Below are 21,926 nucleotides of genomic sequence, written 5' to 3'. Positions count from 1 at the left end.
TCGCGAACACACTCGAGGCTAAACTCGCAAAGGAACTGCCCTGATCTCGATCCAGCCATTATCGCCGACTCTCCTGATTCTTAAGCAGCAATCATTGTTCGCTCGGCTCCTTGAGCCCATCTTTCGACAGCATCGGTCAACTATCGAGATGAGGGGGCCATCCGTCATAACCTCGGGTGGCCTCGTCCTCTTGTCCATCGTATGGTTATGCGTGCGGTGGCGCACAGGCGGCCAGTCCGGGTCGGGCGGCGAGTTGCGGCGAACCGTATTGGAAGCGAGGGGAGCGAAACAGTGTGACTGAGCTGCTTGAACTAGGAACGCAAGGCTGTTACCCGGCGCAGGGCGTGGGAGAAGATGACGCAGCATTTTGCCGCTCGCGAAGCGGCGGGCGTGCTTGTGAACGATTATCTCTCCAAGTGCGCCGAAGGGGACGAAAACGAAGTCGACCGTGGGAGGCAAGGCGATAGCGGAGGCCGACGTCACTGGTCTCACCCAGCACGGCATTTGCCCGTTAGGCGCCGCGCAGCGGGCGCCTCTTGCGCGCCACTGCCGATTTCTTCGATAAACTAAATTGCAAAGACGACAACAGGAGACGACATGCACAAGCACAAGGAAGAGACATGGGCACTCGTCGATCTGGTTCGGAAGATCGTCAAGGATCACCAGGCGCCGCTCGAAACACGAATGCTCAGAGGCGAGAAACTGACCCGGGCCGACTTTGAGCCAGGATGTGAAGCGGCCCGTATGGCTGGCTTGTGGGGGCTCAACCTGCCGCCCGAACTTGGCGGCGTGCGCCTTTCTATGGTCGATCGACTCGCCATCACCGAGGAAAACTCCAAATGCCTGGCACCGATCCGCTTCGGCGGCGAAGTCCTCCACGCCATGCTCAATCTGCAGGGCGAGCAGAAGGCCCGTTACCTCGACCCGTTGCTGTCTGGCGTGAAGCGATATTGCTTTGCGCTGACCGAGCCCGGCGGGGGATCTGATCCGGCTCGCGCCGTTTTGACCCATGCGAAGCGGGACGGCGGCAGCTGGCTGATCAACGGCTCGAAGACTTGGATCAGCCTCTTCGAGGATGCCGATGGTGTGCTCGTTTTTGCCCGCACCTCCAAGGAGAAAGGTGCTAACGCCATTTCGATGTTCGCCGTAGAGAGGGGCAACCCAGGCCTCGTCGCGCGTCCGGTGCCAATGCTCGGCGGCTTCTCAACCCACCAGCTAACGTTTGATAACTGCCGAGTCGACGACCTTGCGTTCATTGGCGCGGAGGGCGACGGATTCAAAGGCGCTCAACAGGAACTGTCACGGGTCCGGTTCGAATCAGGCGCGATGGCGCTCGGCATTGCTCAGAGGTGTTATGATATGATGGTCCAACACGCCAAGCAGCGGATCGTATTCGAGGGTCCGCTCAGCGAGAAGCAAGCGGTACAGTCGATGATCGTCGACTCATGGATCGAAATCCAACAGCACCGACTGACGTTGTATGCCTGCGCGGAAAAACATGATGCCGGACAGGATACGCGTGTCGAAGCAGGAATGGTCAAGATGACCTGCACCGAAATGGTCGGCCGCGTCATTGACCGTGCAATCCAGATCCATGGCGCTGCGGGCTGCACGTATGAGAGTCCGCTTGCGCACTGGTACGACCAGCTGCGCTTGTCGCGTATTTATGACGGTCCGACCGAAGTCCACAAGTACCGCGTGCTCGCTCGCAGTCTTTTGGCATGAGCATTATCCCTACAGCAGGTTCGAAAGCATCGACAGCCGTTGCAAATTGAGCAAGCCGCCAAGGTTGTACTACGCGCGCTGATCGAGACGACACTGGAAGAGGCGTTCCCAGATGAACGCTGGTGGTTCGATCGCTCGCTGCAAGGGTGCGGCAGGGTGATGGTCCGCGAGACGCTCGTCTAGCAGGCGAAAGGGTTGTTCTGATGACTGCTATAAGGCTGACAAGCCAGCTGCAGGACCGCGCAGCAGATGCACTGCGCAGGATCGAGGCGTTGGAATTCGCTTATGAGACCGTGACGCTCGGACAGCTAGTCTCGATGCAAGCGCGAGCGCACGGTTCGAAGATCGCCATTGATCTCTTCGAGCGCGGCGAACGTGCGACCTATGCGGAAATGGACCAGCTTTCCAACAAATGTGCGCGTGCGCTGCGCGCATTCGGAGTTCGCAAGGGTGATCGCATCGGTGTGATGTTGGCCAACCGTATCGAGTTTCCGATCCTGTGGTTCGCATTTGCAAAGCTCGGCGCGGTGATCGTTCCTGTCAATATACGCTACACGCCGAGAGAGGTGGAGCATGTTCTGTGCGATACCCAGGCGCGATTTGCCATTCTCGACGAATCCGCTTGGCCTGTTTTCTCCGGAATGGGGTTTTGGCAGCGAGAACTGGCCAAAGAACGAGTGGTTCTTGTCGTTCACTTCGCTGGCGGAACTGCGACGAGACTCGATGAATTGCTCAAGGGAATCGACGACTCGTCGGTGGACGAGAATGTCGGTCCCGAAGACCTGCTGAACATCCAATACACCTCGGGAACGACAGGGTTTCCGAAGGGCTGCATGTTGACGCACGACTATTGGGGCGTGGGCTCGTACGGGTCAGTCTACACCGATTATCAGCCGTACAAAACTTACCTGTCTTGGGCGCCCCTTTTCTATGCCGAAGGGCTAGGGCAACTTCTCAGGTCATACCGACAAGGTGGAACGCTGTACTTGGCTCAAAAACTCAGTTCGACGCGATTTGTCGACTGGCTGAAGAGCTATGGTATTGAATGGTGTATGTTACCCGAGCTGATCGCGCGCCAGCTTGAGGCTGCCGACAGCACATCGATGTGTCTGAAACAGATCTGGCAGGACGGCGGCTGGGGTCCTCAATTGATGCACCGATTTCGCGAGCGGTTTCGAGTCCCCGGCCACAGTGCCTATGGGATGACGGAAATCGGATGGGGCGCACTGATGCCGTGCGGCATCGACGAGATGGATGACTCTGGTTCGGTCGGGATTCGTGCGCCGTTTCGGGTACTGCGGCTGGTCAACGATGACGGCAGCCCCACGCCGGTCGGCGAAGTGGGCGAGTTGTGGGTGAGCGGTCGTGGCATCTTCGAGGGCTATTGGAATAGGCCGGAAGCGAATGCCGCCTCATTCGAAGGCGAATGGTTCAAGACAGGCGATCTGATGCGTCGCGATGAACTCGGTTTTTATTGGCTGATGGGGCGCACCAAGGATATGATCCGCCGCTCCGGCGAGAACATTGCTGCGCGCGAGGTGGAGGCGATCGTCCGCGAGATTCCAGAGATTTCGGATGTGGCTGCGATACCCGTTCGCGATGAAAAGTGCGGCGAGGAGGTCAAGATTTGCGTGGAGCTGATAGAAGGTGTCACTCCAGCCGATCTTCCGGTGGAGCGCATTCTCGAGCATGCTCGAGCGCGACTTGCCGTATTCAAAGTGCCGCGGTACATCGCCTTCATTCCTTCGTTTCCGAGAACCACGTCCAGTAATAAAGTGATCAAACGTGAGCTGATGGATGTCACCGATCCGCTCGCCGGAGCCTACGACACGAAGGAAAAGCGCTGGCGATGAAACGGGCGGCTTTTTCCAGCCCTCGAGCACGCGCTCGCCAGTTCCACCCGTGAAGCGACCCGAAGGACCAACATGGACATCGTCGACTCCATTCTTGGAGACCTGCATACCGACGCAGGAGACGGAGCGAGTGCAGACGCAGCCGATGTCGTGATGACGTTCCGCTGCAGATAACTGGGCACCTGCTCCGCGTGGTCCACGAACAAGAGTAAATTCAATGAGCATCGTATAAGGCAGGGGCGTCGTGGTTATGGGTGCCACCGGCGGCATTGGCCGCGACATCGCGCCCAAGGTAGCTGATTAAGGCGAGAAGGTGCATGGTGAACAGCGAGAGCAAACGGTTCCGCGCAGCCGCGCGGGAGCGAAGTGAATGCTTTGGGCGGGCGGGCCGTCGCGACACTGACGGCACGTCGGAATCGCCAAGCGCGGCGTGCATCGCGGGGAGACCTCACGTCTGCGCTCCGCATCTTTGCCGCGGCTATCACAGATGTTCGGAAGACCTGGCAAAACACCTGACTGTCCCGAGCAGTGCGCGACCCGACGGTACCGACATGGCCCCTCCGATATCGCCGTCATCCTAAGAGCGACGAAGGCTCAAGATCGGCGAGCGGCCGAATAACGTATCTTTGACACTTTCTGATTATCCAACCCCGTTAAAACATGACCGACTCCGTCGTGTTCCCCTACAACCCGCCGGCGCGGGACGAATTCACTGAGATCGCGCCGGGCGTGCGCTGGATCCAGGTGCCCATGCCGGGTCGCCTGGACCACACCAACGTCTGGGTCATCGACGATGACGACGGCTGGGCGTTGGTGGACACCGGGCTGAGCACGCAGGAGGTGGTGGGTGCCTGGGAGGTGCTGATCGCGAAGCCTCCGCTGAGTGGACCGCTCACGCGTGTGCTGGTCACGCACATGCATGCGGACCACATTGGACTGGCCGGCTGGCTCACCCGGCGCTACGGCGTGCGGCTGTGGATCTCCAACATAGAGTACCTGATGTGCCGCGCGATGATCTCCGACAGCGGCCAAGAAGCGCCGGCCGATGCATTGCAGTTCTACCGCGGGGCCGGCTGGGGTGAGGTGGCCATCGAGGACTACCGAGCCCGCTTCGGCTGCTTCGGCACCCATGTCTACGCACTGCCGCACAGCTTTCACCGCCTGCAGGATGGCATGAGATTGCAGATCGGGCAACACGCGTGGGAGGTGATCGCCGGCCATGGACACTCCCCGGAGCAGGCTTGCCTGTACTGCCCCGAGCTAAAGCTGCTGATCTCCGGTGACCACGTGCTGCCCCGTGGCTCCGCCAATGTCTGCGTTTTCCCGTTGGAGCCGGATGCGAATCCAATCGCCGATTGGTTCGCCTCAATGATAAGCTTGAAGCAGCGCGTGCCGGATGACGTGCTCGTCGCGCCAGGCCACCACGATGTCTTCCTTGGCCTGCACGCGCGCATCGAACAACTGCTGAGCCGTCAGCAGGAAGTGCTGGAGCGGCTCCTGGCGCTATTGGAGCAGCCGCGCCGCGTGGTCGACGTCTTCAGCGCACTATTCCGCAGCCGCATCTCGGAGTTCGATTCGCAGCATTTGGGGCTCGCAACGGGGCAGGCCGTGGCTAACCTGAATTATCTGATCGGTGCCGGCCGGGTCGCGAAAGAGGTACGGGATGGCGTCGCGCGGTACCGCAAGATCTAATGCATCGGGAAACTGATCTTCCTTCCCAGTCTTGGGTCGACGTTGCCGCATGGGAATTGTCCAACAACCCACTTGCTAGGGGTCATGAGAGTGGTGAGATCACTACCCGTCTGCAAAGTGATGGAACGATGGGCGCCCATCGTGGACTGATCGAAAAGTAATATTGGATCGTCTCACCTTGGTGATACATTGCAGCTTCGTGCGACTCGCGGCTCTTCTGTCGACGAACTCGAAACATGGGATCAGACGCAGAGCCACGCAAGCTGCCGGTCGTGCTGAGTGCCGACGAGGTGGTGAGCTTTCTGGAGGCAATCCCGAGCCTAAAGAACCGGTAGTTAGTCTATGCTACCGGATTACGCGTGTCGAAGGTGCTTTTCCTCAAGGTTCGGATATCGACAAGCCAGCGGATGGTGATCCGGCTCGAATAAGGCAAAGGCGGCAGGCGCCATACGTCATGCTCTCGCCGCAGCTGCTGAGCCCACTGGCGGGTAACCTGCTCAAATAATCGGTCGCCACGGCGAAGCCTTTCGACAGGCGTATGCCGGTCATTTCGCGTCGAGCGATCGGCGTCATCACAGCGTGCCGGGACTGCGGCGCTCGGCCATATTGAGCAATGCGACGACAGCGGCGCCACGCGCATCGCCTACAACTCCTGTCTTATAAAGGCGACCCGTCGCGGCATCGGGCGGCGGCGCAATTTGGGCGGCATCAGTAACGATCAACGGGTACAGCGCTTCCACGGGATCGGCAGCGTCAAGGTCAAAGAAGATCGCGAGGCCGCTCCGCAAATGGCTGATCCAACGGTGCCGGAACGTTTTACCGTACGCGGGCCGTCGACTCGCTGAGCGTAGCCTCAAGGTCGACAACCGTACGGTGTGGGAATTCGTCCTCGCCGAGAAGCTCAGTTACAAAAAAGACGTTGATTGCCGCCGAGCAGGACCGTCCCGATGTTGCTGGCACAATGGACCAAGTGTCAGGGTCGGATTGATTCCTCCCGCTTGGTTGAAGAGTGTGCTGCAGAGTAGCGAGAGGAGTTCGCCATGAACTGACATGCGCGCAAGCCAAGGATCTGTTGTCGAGCCTTTGCGCATTGTCCGGCCCACGGCCGCGCTCGCGCCGATGATTAGCAGTCGACGCCGGTTCGTTCGCCCATCCGTGATGTCTTGCCGAGCTTCTGCTTTCCGCCGGTGAGCGCTGCAGCGGCGTGAGCCCCAGCCACGCCGCGAAGTCGCGTCCTCTCTTGAAGGCCTGGCCGTCGGCGCCAGGGCAACGAGCGCCGTCGCTGTGATCGGCTCCGATTCCCTAGACCCATCATTAGCCGCTTCGCGGCATCCTTCTTCGCGCGCCGGGCGACTCTCGGTCGAGCAGCGCCCCCCCTCCCGTCCCGTGATCGCAACTGCTCACGACTAGCCGCAGGATAGGTCTAGCCAATTCAGGAACGTCGGCGTCATGGTCCTCGATCGCGCAAAGGAGTTTTGCAAGATTGGACGGAGCTTACGCCGCTACCACCCAAATTCGGCCAGATGGCCGCGCAGCGCATTCATGGTTTGGGTGCGCTGACGCACCAGTGGGTCGCGGGCGCGAAACACAACGGCCGTCGCGTGTTGCTCTTCGCTCTTCACCGCCACGAAAACGCATCCTCGGGCGCTGGGCGGCTTCGCAGATCGCTTCCACATCGGCGGCATCATTCTTCTGCCGCTTTACGAGAGGCTTTACCTGTCTCGCGCAATGGTCCGCACCGCATGCCCCCAATCTCCCGATCTGGCGGCACCCAACCCTCCATGGGCGGCCCCATGACGCCCTGCTCGGCGCAGGCCTCCATGGTGACCATGCGAGCCGACTGCGCGGCAAGAAATTTGAACACCTGGTCCCGGCACGGCTACTTGCGGAAAAGCATAGTTTCTGATGAATCCGCGCCGTGCACCTGGAACACATTCTTCGCCGGATCCAAGCCGATTGCGCTAATTTCTCATATAGACGCTTCCGTTCAAGTGACGAAGACGCCACTTTGGCGCGGCGGTTGCTTTGAGGGGACGTCTACCCCATCAATCTCGGTTCGAAAGCCAACGCCGTGCGTCGCGCCATCCACCTCACTCTAGCTAGTTTCTGTCGCGAAACGCATTTCACCCTTAAAATATGGGTTATTGCGCGATTTTCGCGCACGTTTTTCTTGCGCCGCACATGTGCATAGCATCACATGATTGATATTAAGCATGTTGATTCGGAATCGCCTTCGGATGTTGCGCGCTGGCTGTGCAGCGGAATCGACGAGTCTCTGGCCGGCGCTTCTGTGTTTGCTGAACCTTCGTCGTAGCCGGTGCATCCGCAAGAATGGCCCGGCGTGCCAGTCTGGCGAACAGCATCAAAGTTATGTGCTCTACGGTCGCGCGAACGGGCGTGGCGTTGCCGGCTACACAACGGGCGCGCTCTGCAGGATCTGCTGAGTCAGGCGGCACCGCGATACATCAAAGCGCTGAAACGAGAACGCGCCAAAGCATCCAAAAGCAAGAAGAGCCGAGCGATGTGAGAGCGACGGCGCGACAGATCAGCTTTGCCGATTGGTAGCTGCAGCGCGATCAGGGCATTCGCCTGGAACCGCCGTTGGAGGCGATATCCGGCTTTCTCGACGACCAGCGGGACGTCATCGAGCGCGTCCGGCGGGACTTGGTGCGTGGCCTGAAGCAGCCCGATAGCGGTCGTCACGGATTAACGGCGACGCAGGTTCCGCGCTCGCCGGTTCTGATGCGGCTAGAACCGGGACGATCGCGAGTTGCGTGAACGCCTCGCAGATGGATTAACGCTTCGTCAGTTCACCGACTTCTACTACGCGCCGGTGCCGAAGCATGACGCCTTTCAGCGTGGCTTCATCCGTCTGACCCCATAAACGCTGAGAGCGGTCAACGATTTGGTGGTTCGGGCAGCGGTCGAGCTCGGATTGGAGGACGGCGCTAAGTTGCGGGTCGACACGACGGTAGTGCAGACCGACATTCCTCATCCGACCGACAATACGTTGTTATGGGATGTAGTCCGCGTCGTCACACGCCTGCCACGCGCGGGGATCGAGAGAACCCGCACGATCCGCGGCAAGGACGTCTGCACCGACATGGCCATCAAAGAACTGCGCGGGCAGATCGAACACTGCCGCCACCTGGGAGATCGTGTCATCGATCGAGCACGTCGTCGTGTGCTCCTTGGTGAGCAGCTCGCTACCGACGAGAAGATCTATTCCATCTTCGAGCCTCATACCGACCTGATCAAGCGCGGCAAGTTGCGCACGCTGGTCGAGTGTGGCCACAAGGTCTTCCTCGCCGAAAGCGCAGCGGGCCTGATCACGCAGTACGAGGTGCTGAGGAGCAATCCACCCGACGAGTTCCACGTGGCATTTTCCCTCCAGCGCCACAGGCAGTCCTTTGGCCGAGCCCCCAACTGTACGGCTCAGATCGCGGCTTCTTCAGTGAGCAGAACCTCGCCTCGTGCAACCGGCGTCCAAGTGGTGTGCATTCCTCAGCGTGGCGGCAAGAGGACGGCACGACGGGAGGCGTATGAGAAGAGTACAGTCTTCAAGGATGGTCAGCGCTTTCGCGCCGGCGTCGAGGGGCGCATCTCCGTGCCGTTTAGAGGCCGCGGCATGAAGCGCTGCCACGCCGAAGGACGCGACCGTTTCGAGATGTGGGTCGGCGCCGCCGTGCTGCCAACAATCTCATTGAGGATCGCAGCACTGCTGGCGCGACCGTTACGCAAGCGAAAAGCTGCTTGATCGACACGACGGCCGCCCCAGTCACTCAAAGTGGCCACCGTTCAGCACCCCCCCCCAAGCTCACAAACGGCGCGCAACTCCGAACCGCACCGAAACTCGCCCGCTACGAGCTTGCCGATTCCCCATTCTCCGTCACTTTGTGCCCAATCTATCGGCATAACTTGAATCGGACACCATAAGTTCAGCCGTTTCGCGACAGAAACTAGTCTCAGCAGGGAGCGTGCATGTCAATTCCAGACTGGTATCAATCTCTCCGAAATTGGTATTGGTGCCGGAGGCGGCAATGCAACAAAAATTCGTGAAGCGCAGGGCAACCCTTAAACGAGTCGGAGTCAGTTTTGGCGACGATCTTCCTTGGCCGACCAGATGCATGGGAGACAGCTGATGCGTCATTGGCGTGATGCTGTGCGTCCAAATACGCGGCTCTTCGTCAAGAATGCGATACTGGCAGGCCTCTCCCTCTACGACCTCGCGGCAATAGGGGGGCTCCTAGAGCCAGTCGTGCTGAGAGAACGTATGGTTCTGCACGAGCCGAAGAAGCAGATTGACTACGTCTATTTGGTAGAGTCAGGTCTCATCTCCCTGAGGATTGTCGCTGCCGGAAGCATCCTTGAAACGGCGGTTATAGGATATCAGGGGGCGGTCGGCGCTTCAGTCTTATTGGGAGCGCATCTTACCACCCATCAGTCCGTTGTATTGATTCCGGGCAGCGCTCACCGAATCCGTGTCGAGGATCTTCGTCGAGTAATGGACGCGCGCTCTGACATACGGGATCATCTCCTGCGGTACATCCAAGCGCTAGCTTTGCATAGTGCCCAGACGGGATTGTGCGGGGTTCGGCACGATCGCGAAAAGCGCCTCGCGTCCTGGCTCTGTTTGGCAAGTGATGCTGTTGATTCGCACGTGCTCCCAGTTACCCATGACTATCTTTCGTCCGTCTTGGGATTGCGTCGCGCTGGCGTGACGGAGACCTTAATTCAGTTCGAAGAACAAGGTCTGATTCGTAAGATGCGCGGCGTCTTGCAGATCGATGAACGCAAAGGCCTCGAGCAACGGGCGTGCAGTTGCTACAAGGTGATTTCTGGGGCTTATCCTTCGCCTGAGTTAACCGCGCAAAAAGAGTCCGCAAGCTAGTCATCTGGAACGCAAGTTCGTCACATTAGTTGATAGCTCGAATCTCTACAGAGGAGAGTGCGAGTGGCGAATGCAGGTGAGCGAGGTCGGCCGATCGCGCCGTTAGTACTGAGTGCGCAGGAGCGGGCGTACTTGGAGAGGCAAGTTCGTCGTCATCGCGTAGCCCGGTCGCTATCTGAGCGATGACGTGCGATCTTACGGTGTGCGGATGGCTTGCCAAGCAAGTCCGTAGCTGCCGAAATCGGCCTTCACTAACATACCGTTGGTAAGTGGCGTCGCCGGTTTTTGAAGGATCGCTGTGATGGCCTGCTTGACGAAACGCGACCTGGCCGCCCTCGCACCATCAACGACGATCAGGTTGCCGCCGTGATCGAGCGGACGCTGCGGACGACGCCGGCCGACGCGACGCACTGGTCGATCCGCTCGATGGCGGCGGAAACTGAGTTTTCCCACACCACGATCCGCCGAATGTGGTCGGCGTTCGGCTTGCAGCCGCACCGTAGCCAGACATTCAAGCTGTCGAGCGATCCGCTATTCGTCGACAAGGTGCGCGATATCGTCGGCCTTTATCTATCCCCACCGAACCGTGCGCTCCTCAGCATCGATGAGAAAAGCCAGATTCAGGCGCTTGATCGCGAGCAGCCGGTCTTGCCGATGATGTCTGGCGTGCCGGAACGGCGCACGCACAGCTATGTGCGGCACGGTACGACCTCGCTGTTTGCCGCGCTCGTACGTCGCCTCGGGGTTCGTCATCGGCAAATGCTACAAGCGGCACAGGGCAGTCGAATTCTTGAAGTTCTTAAAAGAGATCGATGCCCAGATCCCTGAAGGCCTCGATGTCCATATCGTTATGGACAATTACGCCACCCACAAGACACCCAAGATCAAAGCGTGGCTTGCTCGCCGGCCGCACTATCATGTCCACTTCACACCAACTTCCGCGTCATGGATCAATCAGGTCGAGCGTTGCTTCGCTGAACTCACCAGAAAGCAGATCCATCGAGGTGTTCACACCTCCGTCAGGCAGCTCGAGGCCGACATCCGTAGCTTCATCGACCTGCACAACAGAAACCCGAAGCCCTTCAAATGGACTAAGTCCGCCGACCAGATTCTGGCTTCCGTCAAACGCTTCTGCCACAAAGCCCACCAGACTTTATGTGGCGAACTTTAGATTCAGGTGACTAGCAAGAGAGCTGCGAGCTCCGATTTGCTTCTTCAGCTCTTCCTCAGACAAATTGCCGATTGCGGTTTTTTATCCGCACCTCCTGTCGGCGGTGCGCGTACGCGTCGGTGAGACTTACGAGAGTCAGATCCAGCATCACGTTTGATGCGCGACGGCCGATGCAATGTACAGAACGTGCGTTCTGAACCGGCGGACGTACGAAGCGTGGCCTTATGAAACAATTGCGACACGCTTGCGGAGCGTCCACGCGCGTTGGTTCGTTCCGTACCAAGTTTGGACGCCGATCGCGAACGCAATCTGTCAACATCCTCATGCGAGGGGCGGAATGGTCCGCACCGCGACGTTCACTGATCGATCTATCACTCGGCGATGAGGAAGGCCGTGCAGGTCGAGAATGATTGGGGGGCGAAAGCGGCTGGTCTCATCGTGACCGTTGAGAAGCCACTTTGAGGTGAAACATTCGGAGGACTTTTATGAAGATAGTGAAGAGCCTTTTGCTCGGTTCGGCAGTGGGGCTGATCGCCGCAGGCGGAGCGCAGGCTGCCGATCTCCCGGTCAAGGCCAAGGCGATCGAGTACGTGAAGATCTGTTCGCTGTATGGCGCAGGCTTCTACTACATCCCCGGGACTGACACCTGCATCAAGGTGGGAGGATATCTGCGCGCTGAAGTGGCGCTGAACACTAACGGGATCTACGCGTCAGGCCGAGTGAACGGTGTGGCAGGAGCTAACAACCGCCTGAGTAACTATTACACCACTCGTTCTCGTGAAGAACTTACTATCGATACTCGCACGGCGAGCGAGTATGGTCTGGTCCGCACGTTCGCCGAGTTGGCCTTTGGTTGGACCGCGGGCGGCTATAGCGGCACCGGTGGTGGCGGTACCGCCTACAGTGGTGACAACATCGCAGGCGGCTCGCTCGGCGTCTATTACGCCTTCATTCAATTCGCTGGTTTCACGTTCGGAAAGGCGCAGTCGCAGTTCTCTGCGCCCTGGTCCAACTATCCTGGGAACAACTTTGACGGTATGCCGGGCGGCGGCGGCTGGGATCCCGTGAACCAGTTCACGTATACCACGGAATTCGGTCAGGGCATCTCGGCGTCTTTCTCGGCCGAGGATCAAGTCATCCGTGACACGACCAATATTTGGAACGTGAGCGGCGCGACGGCCGGGGGGCTCGCTACCGGTACGTACGGTGCCAACGACATCGGTGGTTCGCGAGCTCCGGACTTCATTGCGATGCTTCGTGTTGACCAGGCTTGGGGCCTCTTCCAAGCCTCGGTCGCGGCGCATAACAACCATGCGGCTTACTACGGTGCCACCGAACTTGCCGGTCATCCCGACGATAAGTGGGGCTGGGCTGGTCAGCTGGCATTGTCGATCAAAAACATCCCGACCGGTGCGGGTGACACGATCAACGTACAAGGAGCGTATACAAATGGGGCAAGCCGCTACAACTTTCATCCCTACGTGTCGACCGCCTACGCGATGTACGGTGGTACAGGCTTGGCGGGTGCTTACCAGAGTGTCGGCCTCGGTGGTGTGTCTGACTCCGTGTTCGTCGCTGGCGCTGGCCAGGAGTTGACGACGACCTATGGTTTCAATGGTGCCTACACCCATAACTGGAATCCCTACTGGAACACTTCGGTTTACGGTGCGTGGGGTGCTGTGCGGTACAACGACACAGCCAAAGGCTACATCTGCGGCGCCTTCGTCGCAGCCCTCGCGCTCTCGAGCGGCGCTGCCGGCTGCAATCCCGACTTTAACTACTCGGTTGTTGGTACGGTCACGCGCTGGACTCCGGTCAAGAACCTGACCTTCTCCGCAGATCTCACTTACACCATGCTCGATCAAAAGTATGCGGCGGGAAGCACGGTGGTGTTGCCGGCGCAAGCTAGTATCGCCAAGCCGGGCGTCACCTACGAGCTGAAGGACCAGAGCACGTTGAGCTTGCTGCTGCGAGTTCAGCGCAACTGGTGATTTTTCTCAAACTAGCGAAGGAGAAAAGGCAAGCACTTCTTAATCTCAGTTAACCTCCAAGAAGGCCTCCGGCATGCCCGCCGGAGGCCCTTTACTACTCAGATCGAATTGTGAGCTGCTGCCGGTTTGATGGACACCGAGTTAAGCTAATCCCACCTTGCGCTCGAATTCAACCGGGCTGAGATAGCCGATGGTCGAGTGCCTGCGGATCGTGTTGTAAAATCGTTCGATGTAGTCGAACACATCGGCTCGTGCCTCGTCTCTGGTCCTGTAGGTTTTGCCTTCGGTCCGTTCGGTCTTGAGCGACGAGAAGAAGCTCTCCATCGCCGCCTTGTCCCAGACATTGCCGGAACGGCTCATGCTGCAGATAATGCCGTGGTCTGCCATCAAACGCTGGAACTGCCTCGCTGGTGTACTGACTGCCTTGGTCGGAGTGGTGCAACAGTGCGTCCGGCTTGCCGCGTCGCCAGACGGCCATCAGCAGGGCATCGGTAACCAACTGAGCTGTCATGGCGGCGCTCATCGACCAACCCACCCCCCCGCGTGAGAACAGGTCGATCACTGCTGCGACGTAGAGCCAACCCTCGGCCGTCCAGAGATACGTAAAGCCGGCGATCCACTTCTGGTTCGGCCGCTCGGCAATGAACGTACGCATCCGACTGGGGCCGTCTTGCGTGACGGGTGGTAATTCGCGAAGCGTGTGGCCTTAAGTCTAGCTTTAAGGTCATCAGGCGATGCGGGTCGAGGTTTTGGGCGGGCTGGAGCGGCGGCGGCGCTGGTCGCAACCGACAAGGCACGGATTGTCGAGGAGACGTTGGCGCCGGGCGCGAAGGTGACTGAGGTTGCGCGTCGCAACGGAGTAGCGGCCAGCCTGGTGTTTACCTGGCGTCGACAAGCACGGACATCGGAACAAGCTGTACCATCTTTTACGCCGGTGCAGATCGCCGCCGTAGCGGCATCGGCTGAGGAAACTCCGAAGCTTTTGCCTACGGTTGATGGCCGAGTTCGCTCCGTGGCAGCCGCGCGTACTGGATTGATAGAGATCGATCTCGGCAACCGACGGTGCATCCGGGTGGATGCGCACGTCGATCCGGAGGCGCTGGCGCGGGTCCTCGATGTGCTTGGACGCCGATGATTGCGATGCCGGGGAATGTGCGAGTGTGGCTCGCGACAGGCTACACGGATATGCGCAGAGGCTTTCCGTCGCTGGCACTCCAAGTGCAGGAGGTGCTGCACAAAGACCCGCTCAGCGGTCATCTGTTCGTCTTCCGCGGTCGCCGCAGCGATCTTGTGAAGGCGATCTGGCACGATGGCCAGGGAGCCTACTTGTTCACAAAATGACTCGAGAGAGGAAAGTTCATCTGGCCATCGGTTGCCGGTGAATCGGTAACGATCTCGCCGGCGCAGTTGAGCTATCTTCTGTCCGGGATCGATTGGCGTAACCCTCAAGAAACCCACCGGCCGACGCGGGTGGGATAGCCGCTTTTACGGTTTGAATCTGCTGCTTGATCTGATTCAATGGCTTCATGATATCGAAGCCGGACGATCTTCCATCGGACCTTGCGAGTGCCCTGGCGGCGCTGCAGGCCGAGCGTGAGGCGCGGCTGCGAGCTGAGGCGGTGGCTGCCAACTGGCAGGCGCAAGCCGCGAATGCGCGGGCGCAACTGTCGGATACCGAGGCGTGATCGCGCATCTCGAGTTGCGCATTGAGAAGCTCAAACGCGAACTGTACGGGCAACGCTCCGAACGCACGGCACGGCTGCTCGAGCAGCTGGAGCTGGAGCTGGAAGAGCTCGTCACCACAGCGAGCGAGGATGAGCTTGCCGCGCAGGCCGCAGCGGCGAAGACGCATAACGTCCGCCCCTTCATGCGCAAGCGGCCGGTGCGCAAGCCCTGGCCGGACGACATCGAACACGAGCGCGTCGTCATTGAGGCTCCAACGAGCTGCGCCTGCTGTGGCGGGTCGCGGCTGGCGAAGATCGGCGAGGATGTGACCAAGACGCTGGAGGAGATTCCGCGTCGATTCAAGGTCATCGAGACAGTGCGCGAGAAGTTCACCTGCCGCGATTGCGAGAAGATCAGCCAGCCGCCTGCGCCGTTCCATGCCACGCCGCGCGGCTTCATTGGCCCACAATTGCTGGCGACGATCCTGTTCGACAAGTTCGGCATGCATATCCCGCTCAACGGCCAGAGTGCGCGCTTCAAGGCCGAGGGGATCGACCTGTCTTTGTCGACGCTGGCCGACCAGGTCGGCCACGGCACCTTCGCCGTTATGCCGCTCTTCCAATTGATCGAACGTTATGTGCTGGCTGCCGAACGTCTTCATGGCGATGACACCACCATCCGTATCCTGGCGAAGGGCAAGTGTACCACTGGACGAATCTGGACTTATGTGCGGGATGACCGGCCCTTCGCCGGGCCTGCGCCGCCGGCGGCGGTCTATTACGCCTCGAGCGACCGAGGAGGCGAGCATCCCCAGAAGCATCTGGCCGCCTTCGCCGGTATCCTGCAGTGCGACTGTTACAGTGGCTTCGAGCCGCTGTTCGACCCGCAGCGGAAAGAGCTGCCGATCACGCCGGCGTTTTGCTTTGCCCATGCGCGGCGGGGCTTCTTCGAGCTGGCTGACATCGAGAAAAATGCCCGGGAAGGTAAGAAGGGCAAACCGGTCTCTCCGATCGCGCTGGAGGCGGTCAAGCGCCTCGATGCATTGTTCGAGATCGAGCGCGCCATCAACGGCCGCGACGCCGACGAGCGGCGCGCCGTGCGCCAGGAAAACAGCAAGCCGCTTCTCGAGGACATGCACGCCTGGTTGCTGCGTGAGCGCGAAACCCTCTCGCGCTCCTCCGAGGTCCTGAAGCCGATCAACTACATGCTCAGGCGCTGGGACGACTTCGGCCGCTTCCTCGAAGATGGCAGGATCTGCTTGACCAACAATTGCGCTGAGCGCGCATTGAGAGGCATCGCCTTGGGAAGGCGCAACTGGACCTTCGCTGGTAGCCAGCGTGGCGCCGACCGTGCCGCCATCATGCTAACGATGATCACGACCTGTCGCCTCAACGACGTCGATCCCAAGACCTGGCTCGCCGAGGTTCTCGCCCGGATCGCCGATCTTCCCGCGTCGCGCCTGCACGAACTGCTGCCCTGGGAATGGAAGCTCCTGCGCCAGGCCGAGAAGCCCGCCGGTCAGCAGGCCGCCTGACCATCACCCAACCGATCATAGAGCTCACTGTGCCCGCGCGCATGCGTCAATCAGGCGGTCTTCGCCGTCTTTCGATTACCCACATCTCGTGCGTAGGATTTGCATCGGTTGAATCTGTGATTCTGTTTGTGACGCCGATTCGCGGAGGCGTCACAGATGAGCGGAGACACGGGAGCCGGTGCTGCAGGCTGGCATGACGACGAAGTCGTTTCGGCAGGGCTGCCGGACAAGCGATTGGCGCGCCGATTTGTCCGCCTGCTTGATCAGATGTCGGCGGCACCTGGCCAACCGGTCCCGGCCGCGTGCGGCGACTGGGCGGCGACGAAGGCGGCCTATCGCTTCTTCGATAATCCGCGCGTTACCGAGCATGGGATGCTGGCCGGCCATTTTGCCGCGACCGCCATGCGCTGCGCGGCGAGCGAAGGACCAATCCTCATTCTGCAGGATACCACCGAGTTCATCTACAGCCGTGCGCAGCCGGGTAAGATCGGCTTTACCAAGACCATCAACGCCGGACGTTACAAGGCGGGTCAGCCCAACGTGGTGACTTTGTGCGGAGTGCTGATGCATTCGAGCCTGGCCGTAACCCTCGGCGGCACGCCGCTCGGGCTGACGGCAGCGAAGTTCTGGACACGCACGAAGTTCAAGGGGACCTGGACGCTCAAGCGGCATGTGAACCCCACGCGGGTACCGATCGAGACGAAGGAAAGCTATCGCTGGCTGGAGAACCTGCGCCAGTCGATGGCGCTCGTGGGCACGCCGGAACGCTGCGTGCATGTGGCCGACCGCGAGAGCGACATCTACGAGCTCTTTTGCCTGGCGCAGGATCTCGGCACGCGCTTTCTGGTGCGAGTGCAGACCAACCGATTGGCCGGCGCGCCCGCCGACGCAGAGCCACGGGATGGAGCTCATCGGGTCTTCGCCCAGCTCTCGGCCACGCCTTGGGCGGGACGCCATTACGTCGCGATAGGACAGGATGAGACGGCGTGCGTGCACGTGAAGTTCGCCGCAATCCAAACCTTGCCGCCCATAGGCAAGCAGAAGCGATACAGTCCTCAGCTTCTCACCTACATTCACGCCCTTGAGATCGACCCGCCGGCGGGCCGTCCGCCGATCGACTGGAAGCTGGTGACCAATCTGCCGGTCGGAGATTTCACCATGGCCATCGAGAAGCTCGAATGGTACGCCTTGCGCTGGAAAGCAGAGGTGTTTCACAAGATAATGAAGTCTGGCTGCCGCGCCGAAGAGACGAGGCTTGAGACCGCCGAGCGGCTGACCAAGTTCCTCGCCCTCATCGCGATGGTCAGCTGGCGCATCTTCTTCCTCACCATGTCCGCACGAGCGAAGCCCGACGCTGCGCCGGAGACAGTCCTTACCTCAACCGAAATCGCGACGCTAGATGCCATCGACGCGGCGCGGTCCAAGCCGCGCATCTTGCGCAAGACCCTCGCCACCTACTTGCTCCAGATTGCCATGCTGGGCGGCTACCTCGCGCGCAACCACGATCCGCCGCCAGGAAACATGGTGGTGTGGCGAGGCCTAACACGCCTCAATGACATCGCCTTCGGCCTCTCAATCAGAACTCGTCGACGATGTGGATAATTGAAAGCTTCGCCGTATGCGTACCAATGAACTGCCGGTCAAGGAGGTTCGCCGGCACGGCCTCGAGCTGTCGATCGCCGCTGTCCTTCGGCAAGCGCCGGCGTCGCGGCCGCGCCCGCAAGGCTTGCAGGCGCATCAGTCGTTCGATTTAGTGGAGGCCACAGTCCGCGCCATCGGCAAGCAGATCACGCCACACCCGGCGCGCACCATAGGTGCGGTCGCTCGCCATGAAGCTTGCCTTCACCTTACCGCCGAGCTCTTCGTCGCTGCGGGATCTGGCGCTGGGCGAGCGATTCAGCCAGGCATGGAAGCCCGACCGCGACACCCCCAGCGCATCGCATAGCCATGCCACTGGCCAGATCGCCCGGTGCTTCGCGGTGAAGACGAACTTCATGTCGCTTCCTTCGCGAAGAAGGCTGCGGCCTTTTTTACGATATCCCGCTCGGCCTTTAACTTGGCGACCTCACGGCGCAACCGCTCGATCTCCTGCTGCTCCGGCTTCATCTGCCCGTGGCCGGGAAAGGCCTGCACCGGATCGGAGCCGAACTCTTTCACCCATTTGCGCAGAACGTTCTCATGGACATCCAGGTCGCGCCCGGCCTGCGCCACCGACACCCCACGCTCCCTAACCAGCTTGACCGCCTCGATCTTGAACTCACGACTGAACTTCCGTCTCTTCATCGCCCACCTCCGGCTTCATGAAACACCTAATCTCGGTGTCCATCAAACCGGCAGCAGCTCAGTCATGCGAGCTTCGGTGACGCGTTTGGGGCGATGCGATTGAGCGTGGTGAGCCGAGGACGCGTCAACTGAGAATGCAGAAAACCGCCATTAGATTGGCAAGTCGCTCCGCGGTCCGGAGTTTTGAGTCTTCCGCCTTGCAGCCCGATTTCAGGATCTTATGGAATACCTCGATTTTCCACCGCATGGCGTACCAGTTAATCTTCTCGATTGCTTCGAAGCGACTGCGGACAGACCAGGTCTGTGATGAGCTTCCACTCAATCGGTTTACGACCCTTTGGCGTACCGCGCTCGGTCGCATGGAGTATCGTCAGGTCGAGGACTGGATAACGTTTCTGCTTGCCGATGGGAGGCAAGACCGCGATCCGCTTGAACTTGATTTCCAGCGACCTTCGTCGTCTCACCCTTGTCGTTGCGCACGTCGATGTAATGCAAGCCTTTGACGCTGGTCTCTTCCATCTCGGTTGCAATCGTATGACCGCCATCGCCGGCCAGCCGATCGACGTAGGCGCGGACAAGGAAGTGAGCGCCAAGCTCCTGCGTCAGGCAATACAGTTCGTAGATGTCGCTTTCGCGGTCACCGATATGAAGCAACGCTCCGGCTGTCCAAGCCGCTCGATTGATTGCCTGAGGTTGTCGAGCAAGCGAACGCTTTCCTTCTCAATCGGAACGCGGATCGGGTTAATCTTCTTCTTGAGCTGCGCCGTGCCTTTGAACGTTTTCCGTGTCCAGAACTTAACCGCCGCCAATGCCAGCGGTAGGCCCTCGACAGTCACGGCGAGACTGGAATGCATCAGCATTCCGCAGACCGTGTGATGGCGCCAACGGCCGCCCTTGTCCTGGCCGCTGTTGACGCTCTTGGTCAGGCCAATAGCGCTCGTGTTCGCGCGCTGATAGGAGAATTCCATCGTGTCCTGAATAAGGAGGATCTGGCCTCTACAATCATCGTAACGCGCGCGCGTGGCGGCGAAGTGTCCGCGGAGGATGTCGGCCTCCTCCACGCGCTCGTTGGCGAAGAAGCGCTAGGCCGCCTTAGTGTTCGCCCAGTCCTGGCACGCAAACGGTATGCTCCCGCCCATGCCGATCGTGTCCCCTGGCGTGGTGTAGCTGACGGCGGGTCACCGCCGATTTTCCGGCGGGTCGGAAGGCATCAGCCTGCCACGTCAGGCAAGCCGACAATGGGATCATCGCTCAAGGGCGCGATGGGTTTCCAGCGTCATGTAGCGGGCCCGCTGAACCGCCCGCTCGTCGTTTTGCTCGCGCAGGATCGCGCCGATGAGGCGAACGATGGCGTCTTCATTTGGGAAGATGCCAACCACCTCGGTCCGCCGCTTGATCTCGCCGTTGAGGCGCTCGATCGGATTGGTAACCGGTATGAGATGTCTCGGTGCCAACGTTCCCGCTGCGGTGTGCTACATCGTGGCGTATGGTGCGACCATCGGGACAGAGGCACCGGGAGCACGAAGTGCGGGCAGGCCGATGTTATTCGATGAGCCGAGAGCTCGAGTTAGTAGCTGGCCGCCTCTGCGACTCGCCCGGTTGCGCTGGGAGCGCGAATCCGTAGTTGTCGTGTCGCCCGCCGCTCCCGTCATATGTCTGGCAGGAGGTGCGAATGCGACGGGTGATTGGCATCGACGTCCACCGAACTTTCGGCGAGGTGGTGTTTTGGGAGGACGGCAGGCTCCGACATGCGGGCCGCATCGATATGACGCGGACGGCGTTGGAGGGATTTGGCAAGACCCTGCTGGCCAGTGATGAGGTGGTGATCGAAGCGACTGCCAACAGCATGGCGGTGTCGCGGGTTCTGGCGCCGTTCGTGGCACGGGTGATTATCGCCAATCCGCTGCAGGTGAAGGCGATCGCCCAGGCTCACGTTAAGACCGACAAGATCGATGCCGGCACGCTCGCCAGTCTGCAGGCGGCCGGGTACCTGCCGCAGATCTGGACGCCTGACGCGGAGACCGAACGCAAGCGTCGGCTGGTGGCGGGGCGCTACCAGGTCGTGCGGCATCGCACGCGGCTCAAGAACGAGGTGCATTCGATCCTGCACGCGCACCTAATCCCGAAGTGCCCGCATGCCGATCTTTTCAACGCCCGCGGCCGGGCGTGGTTGGCCGCCCAACAGCTGCGGAACGATGAGCGCGCGGCCATCGATCGGCACGTCCGTGAGCTTGACCGGCTGGCGGAAGACCTGGCTCTGCTCGACCGCGAGATCGCGCGGGACGCCATCGACGATCTCGCGGTCAACAGATTGATGACGATCACCGGCGTCAATCTGGCGGTTGCCGCCGGCATAGTGGCGGCGATCGGCGACATCAGCCGGTTCGACAGCCCGCAGAAGCTGGTGAGCTATTTCGGGCTGAACCCGCGGGTGCGGCAGTCGGGACTGGGAGCCGCCCATCACGGTCGCATCAGCAAGATCGGCCGCAGTCACGCGCGCGCCATGCTGGTCGAGGCGGCTTGGGCCGCGGCCAAGGCGCCCGGTCCACTGCATGCTTTTTTCGTGCGGATCCGCGCCCGGCGTGGCCATCAGGTCGCCGCGGTGGCCGTGGCTCGCAAGCTCACGGTGCTCTGCTGGCATTTGCTGACGAAGGGCGAGGATTACCTGTGGGCGCGCCCGGCGCTGGTCGCCAACAAGACCCGCGCGATGCAACTTCAAGCTGGACATCCGCAACAGAAGGGCAGCCGGCGTGGACCAGCCTATGCCTACAACATCAAGGCGCTGCGCGACCGTGAGATGTTGATTGCCGCCCAGGCGGAGCGAAGCTACGAACGATTGGTGTCGCAATGGAAACCGCGGCGGCCAAAACCCGGCGCGCGGGCGCCTCAGCTCGGCAGGACAAAATAGGCAGTCCGGTGACGCTTGCAGCCGACGCGTCACGCTTCGCCACGAGGTCGCCCGCGCCCGACAACCATAACCGCCGCTGACGGCAAGTGCCAGCCAGGAATGCAGTCCCGTTCCACGCCAGCATGCCGCCGTGCTCGGGCCGGTCAAGGCCAAGCCGTGCGGTGGCCGCAAACGCGGCCAGCCTTGACCGACCCTGCGCGCGGCGGCTGCGGG

17 protein-coding genes and 5 pseudogenes are annotated in these 21,926 nt (G+C 60.5%); 15 read left to right on the top strand and 7 right to left on the bottom strand.

Features of this window, described 5'->3' with window-relative positions; all coding sequences use genetic code 11:
• The first annotated feature begins 597 nt into the window (after positions 1-597).
• The 5 genes and pseudogenes from BRAD3257_RS33025 to BRAD3257_RS42400 form a co-directional block, all read left to right on the top strand.
• On the top strand, positions 598-1,725 hold the full coding sequence (locus tag BRAD3257_RS33025; RefSeq protein ID WP_122405327.1) for an acyl-CoA dehydrogenase family protein: 1,128 nt from the start codon (positions 598-600) through the stop codon (positions 1,723-1,725).
• 39 nt (positions 1,726-1,764) lie between these two features.
• On the top strand, positions 1,765-1,908 hold the full coding sequence (locus BRAD3257_RS39485; protein ID WP_145987078.1) for a M18 family aminopeptidase: 144 nt from the start codon (positions 1,765-1,767) through the stop codon (positions 1,906-1,908).
• Between the two features lie 20 nt (positions 1,909-1,928).
• On the top strand, positions 1,929-3,578 hold the full coding sequence (locus tag BRAD3257_RS33020; protein WP_122405326.1) for a class I adenylate-forming enzyme family protein: 1,650 nt from the start codon (positions 1,929-1,931) through the stop codon (positions 3,576-3,578).
• Positions 3,579-4,238: 660 nt separating this feature from the next.
• Complete coding sequence (locus tag BRAD3257_RS33015) at positions 4,239-5,270, top strand: MBL fold metallo-hydrolase (RefSeq protein WP_122405325.1); 1,032 nt, start codon at positions 4,239-4,241, stop codon at positions 5,268-5,270.
• A 501-nt stretch (positions 5,271-5,771) separates the two neighbouring features.
• Positions 5,772-5,926, top strand: a pseudogene (locus BRAD3257_RS42400) (transposase zinc-binding domain-containing protein); the annotation flags it as partial.
• Between the two features lie 846 nt (positions 5,927-6,772).
• Here BRAD3257_RS42400 and BRAD3257_RS41845 read toward each other — a convergent pair.
• On the bottom strand, positions 6,773-6,898 hold the full coding sequence (locus BRAD3257_RS41845; protein ID WP_283809912.1) for a hypothetical protein: 126 nt from the start codon (positions 6,896-6,898) through the stop codon (positions 6,773-6,775).
• A gap of 817 nt (positions 6,899-7,715) precedes the next feature.
• Complete coding sequence (locus tag BRAD3257_RS32990) at positions 7,716-7,973, bottom strand: hypothetical protein (protein ID WP_122405322.1); 258 nt, start codon at positions 7,971-7,973, stop codon at positions 7,716-7,718.
• A gap of 232 nt (positions 7,974-8,205) precedes the next feature.
• Between BRAD3257_RS32990 and BRAD3257_RS32985 the strand changes: the two genes are divergently transcribed.
• The 5 genes from BRAD3257_RS32985 to BRAD3257_RS32970 all read left to right on the top strand — a co-directional run bounded on the left by BRAD3257_RS32985 (position 8,206) and on the right by BRAD3257_RS32970 (position 13,323).
• Positions 8,206-9,027, top strand: a complete 822-nt coding sequence (locus BRAD3257_RS32985; RefSeq protein ID WP_145987077.1) for a hypothetical protein — start codon at positions 8,206-8,208, stop codon at positions 9,025-9,027.
• A gap of 384 nt (positions 9,028-9,411) precedes the next feature.
• On the top strand, positions 9,412-10,161 hold the full coding sequence (locus BRAD3257_RS32980; RefSeq protein WP_244607796.1) for a Crp/Fnr family transcriptional regulator: 750 nt from the start codon (positions 9,412-9,414) through the stop codon (positions 10,159-10,161).
• 285 nt (positions 10,162-10,446) lie between these two features.
• Positions 10,447-10,989: an IS630 family transposase gene (locus BRAD3257_RS41500; RefSeq protein ID WP_244607795.1), complete on the top strand. Its 543-nt coding sequence runs from the start codon at positions 10,447-10,449 to the stop codon at positions 10,987-10,989.
• Positions 10,952-11,332: a transposase gene (locus BRAD3257_RS41495; protein ID WP_244607794.1), complete on the top strand. Its 381-nt coding sequence runs from the start codon at positions 10,952-10,954 to the stop codon at positions 11,330-11,332. The genes BRAD3257_RS41500 and BRAD3257_RS41495 overlap by 38 nt, the downstream gene beginning before the upstream one ends.
• 485 nt (positions 11,333-11,817) lie before the next feature.
• Complete coding sequence (locus BRAD3257_RS32970) at positions 11,818-13,323, top strand: porin (protein ID WP_122405320.1); 1,506 nt, start codon at positions 11,818-11,820, stop codon at positions 13,321-13,323.
• A gap of 141 nt (positions 13,324-13,464) precedes the next feature.
• Here the strand turns inward: BRAD3257_RS32970 and BRAD3257_RS32965 are convergent.
• Positions 13,465-13,975: pseudogene (locus BRAD3257_RS32965) on the bottom strand (IS3 family transposase); the annotation flags it as partial.
• Positions 13,976-14,023: 48 nt separating this feature from the next.
• Between BRAD3257_RS32965 and tnpA the strand changes: the two are divergent.
• The 4 genes and pseudogenes from tnpA (at position 14,024) to BRAD3257_RS32945 (ending at position 18,124) form a co-directional block, all read left to right on the top strand.
• Positions 14,024-14,458, top strand: coding sequence for an IS66-like element accessory protein TnpA (gene tnpA / locus BRAD3257_RS42395; protein WP_122405319.1), 435 nt, complete (start codon positions 14,024-14,026; stop codon positions 14,456-14,458).
• A pseudogene (gene tnpB, locus BRAD3257_RS32955) lies at positions 14,455-14,802 on the top strand (IS66 family insertion sequence element accessory protein TnpB). The gene tnpA and the pseudogene tnpB overlap by 4 nt, the downstream one beginning before the upstream one ends.
• A 47-nt stretch (positions 14,803-14,849) precedes the next feature.
• Positions 14,850-16,522 (top strand): IS66 family transposase gene (gene tnpC, locus BRAD3257_RS32950; RefSeq protein WP_122405318.1). Its coding sequence is split into 2 segments (ribosomal slippage): positions 14,850-15,006 and positions 15,006-16,522, totalling 1,674 coding nucleotides; the frame shifts between segments, so codons are not numbered across the junction.
• A 156-nt stretch (positions 16,523-16,678) separates the two neighbouring features.
• On the top strand, positions 16,679-18,124 hold the full coding sequence (locus BRAD3257_RS32945) for an IS4 family transposase (RefSeq protein WP_122405317.1): 1,446 nt from the start codon (positions 16,679-16,681) through the stop codon (positions 18,122-18,124).
• 28 nt (positions 18,125-18,152) lie between these two features.
• On the opposite strand, the pseudogene BRAD3257_RS32940 reads toward BRAD3257_RS32945, so the two are convergent.
• The 4 genes and pseudogenes from BRAD3257_RS32940 to BRAD3257_RS32930 all read right to left on the bottom strand — a co-directional run.
• Positions 18,153-18,805: pseudogene (locus BRAD3257_RS32940) on the bottom strand (IS3 family transposase); the annotation flags it as partial.
• Between the two features lie 602 nt (positions 18,806-19,407).
• Positions 19,408-19,866 carry a hypothetical protein gene (locus tag BRAD3257_RS39925; protein WP_160118903.1) on the bottom strand — a complete coding sequence of 153 codons (459 nt, stop codon included), beginning with the start codon at positions 19,864-19,866 and terminating at the stop codon, positions 19,408-19,410.
• 21 nt (positions 19,867-19,887) lie between these two features.
• Positions 19,888-19,944 (bottom strand): transposase, encoded by a 57-nt coding sequence (locus BRAD3257_RS32935; protein ID WP_244608047.1) that lies wholly within the window; start codon positions 19,942-19,944, stop codon positions 19,888-19,890.
• Between the two features lie 71 nt (positions 19,945-20,015).
• Positions 20,016-20,232 (bottom strand): annotated as a pseudogene (locus BRAD3257_RS32930) (transposase); the annotation flags it as partial.
• Positions 20,233-20,495: 263 nt separating this feature from the next.
• Between BRAD3257_RS32930 and BRAD3257_RS32925 the strand changes: the two are divergent.
• Positions 20,496-21,713 (top strand): IS110 family RNA-guided transposase, encoded by a 1,218-nt coding sequence (locus tag BRAD3257_RS32925; RefSeq protein WP_174221646.1) that lies wholly within the window; start codon positions 20,496-20,498, stop codon positions 21,711-21,713.
• Positions 21,714-21,926 lie beyond the last annotated feature (213 nt).

Source organism: Bradyrhizobium vignae (assembly GCF_900324035.1).
GTDB lineage: Bacteria > Pseudomonadota > Alphaproteobacteria > Rhizobiales > Xanthobacteraceae > Bradyrhizobium > Bradyrhizobium vignae.
Note: the sequence above shows the minus strand (reverse complement) of the source record. Positions and strands in the feature narration are given on the sequence as shown.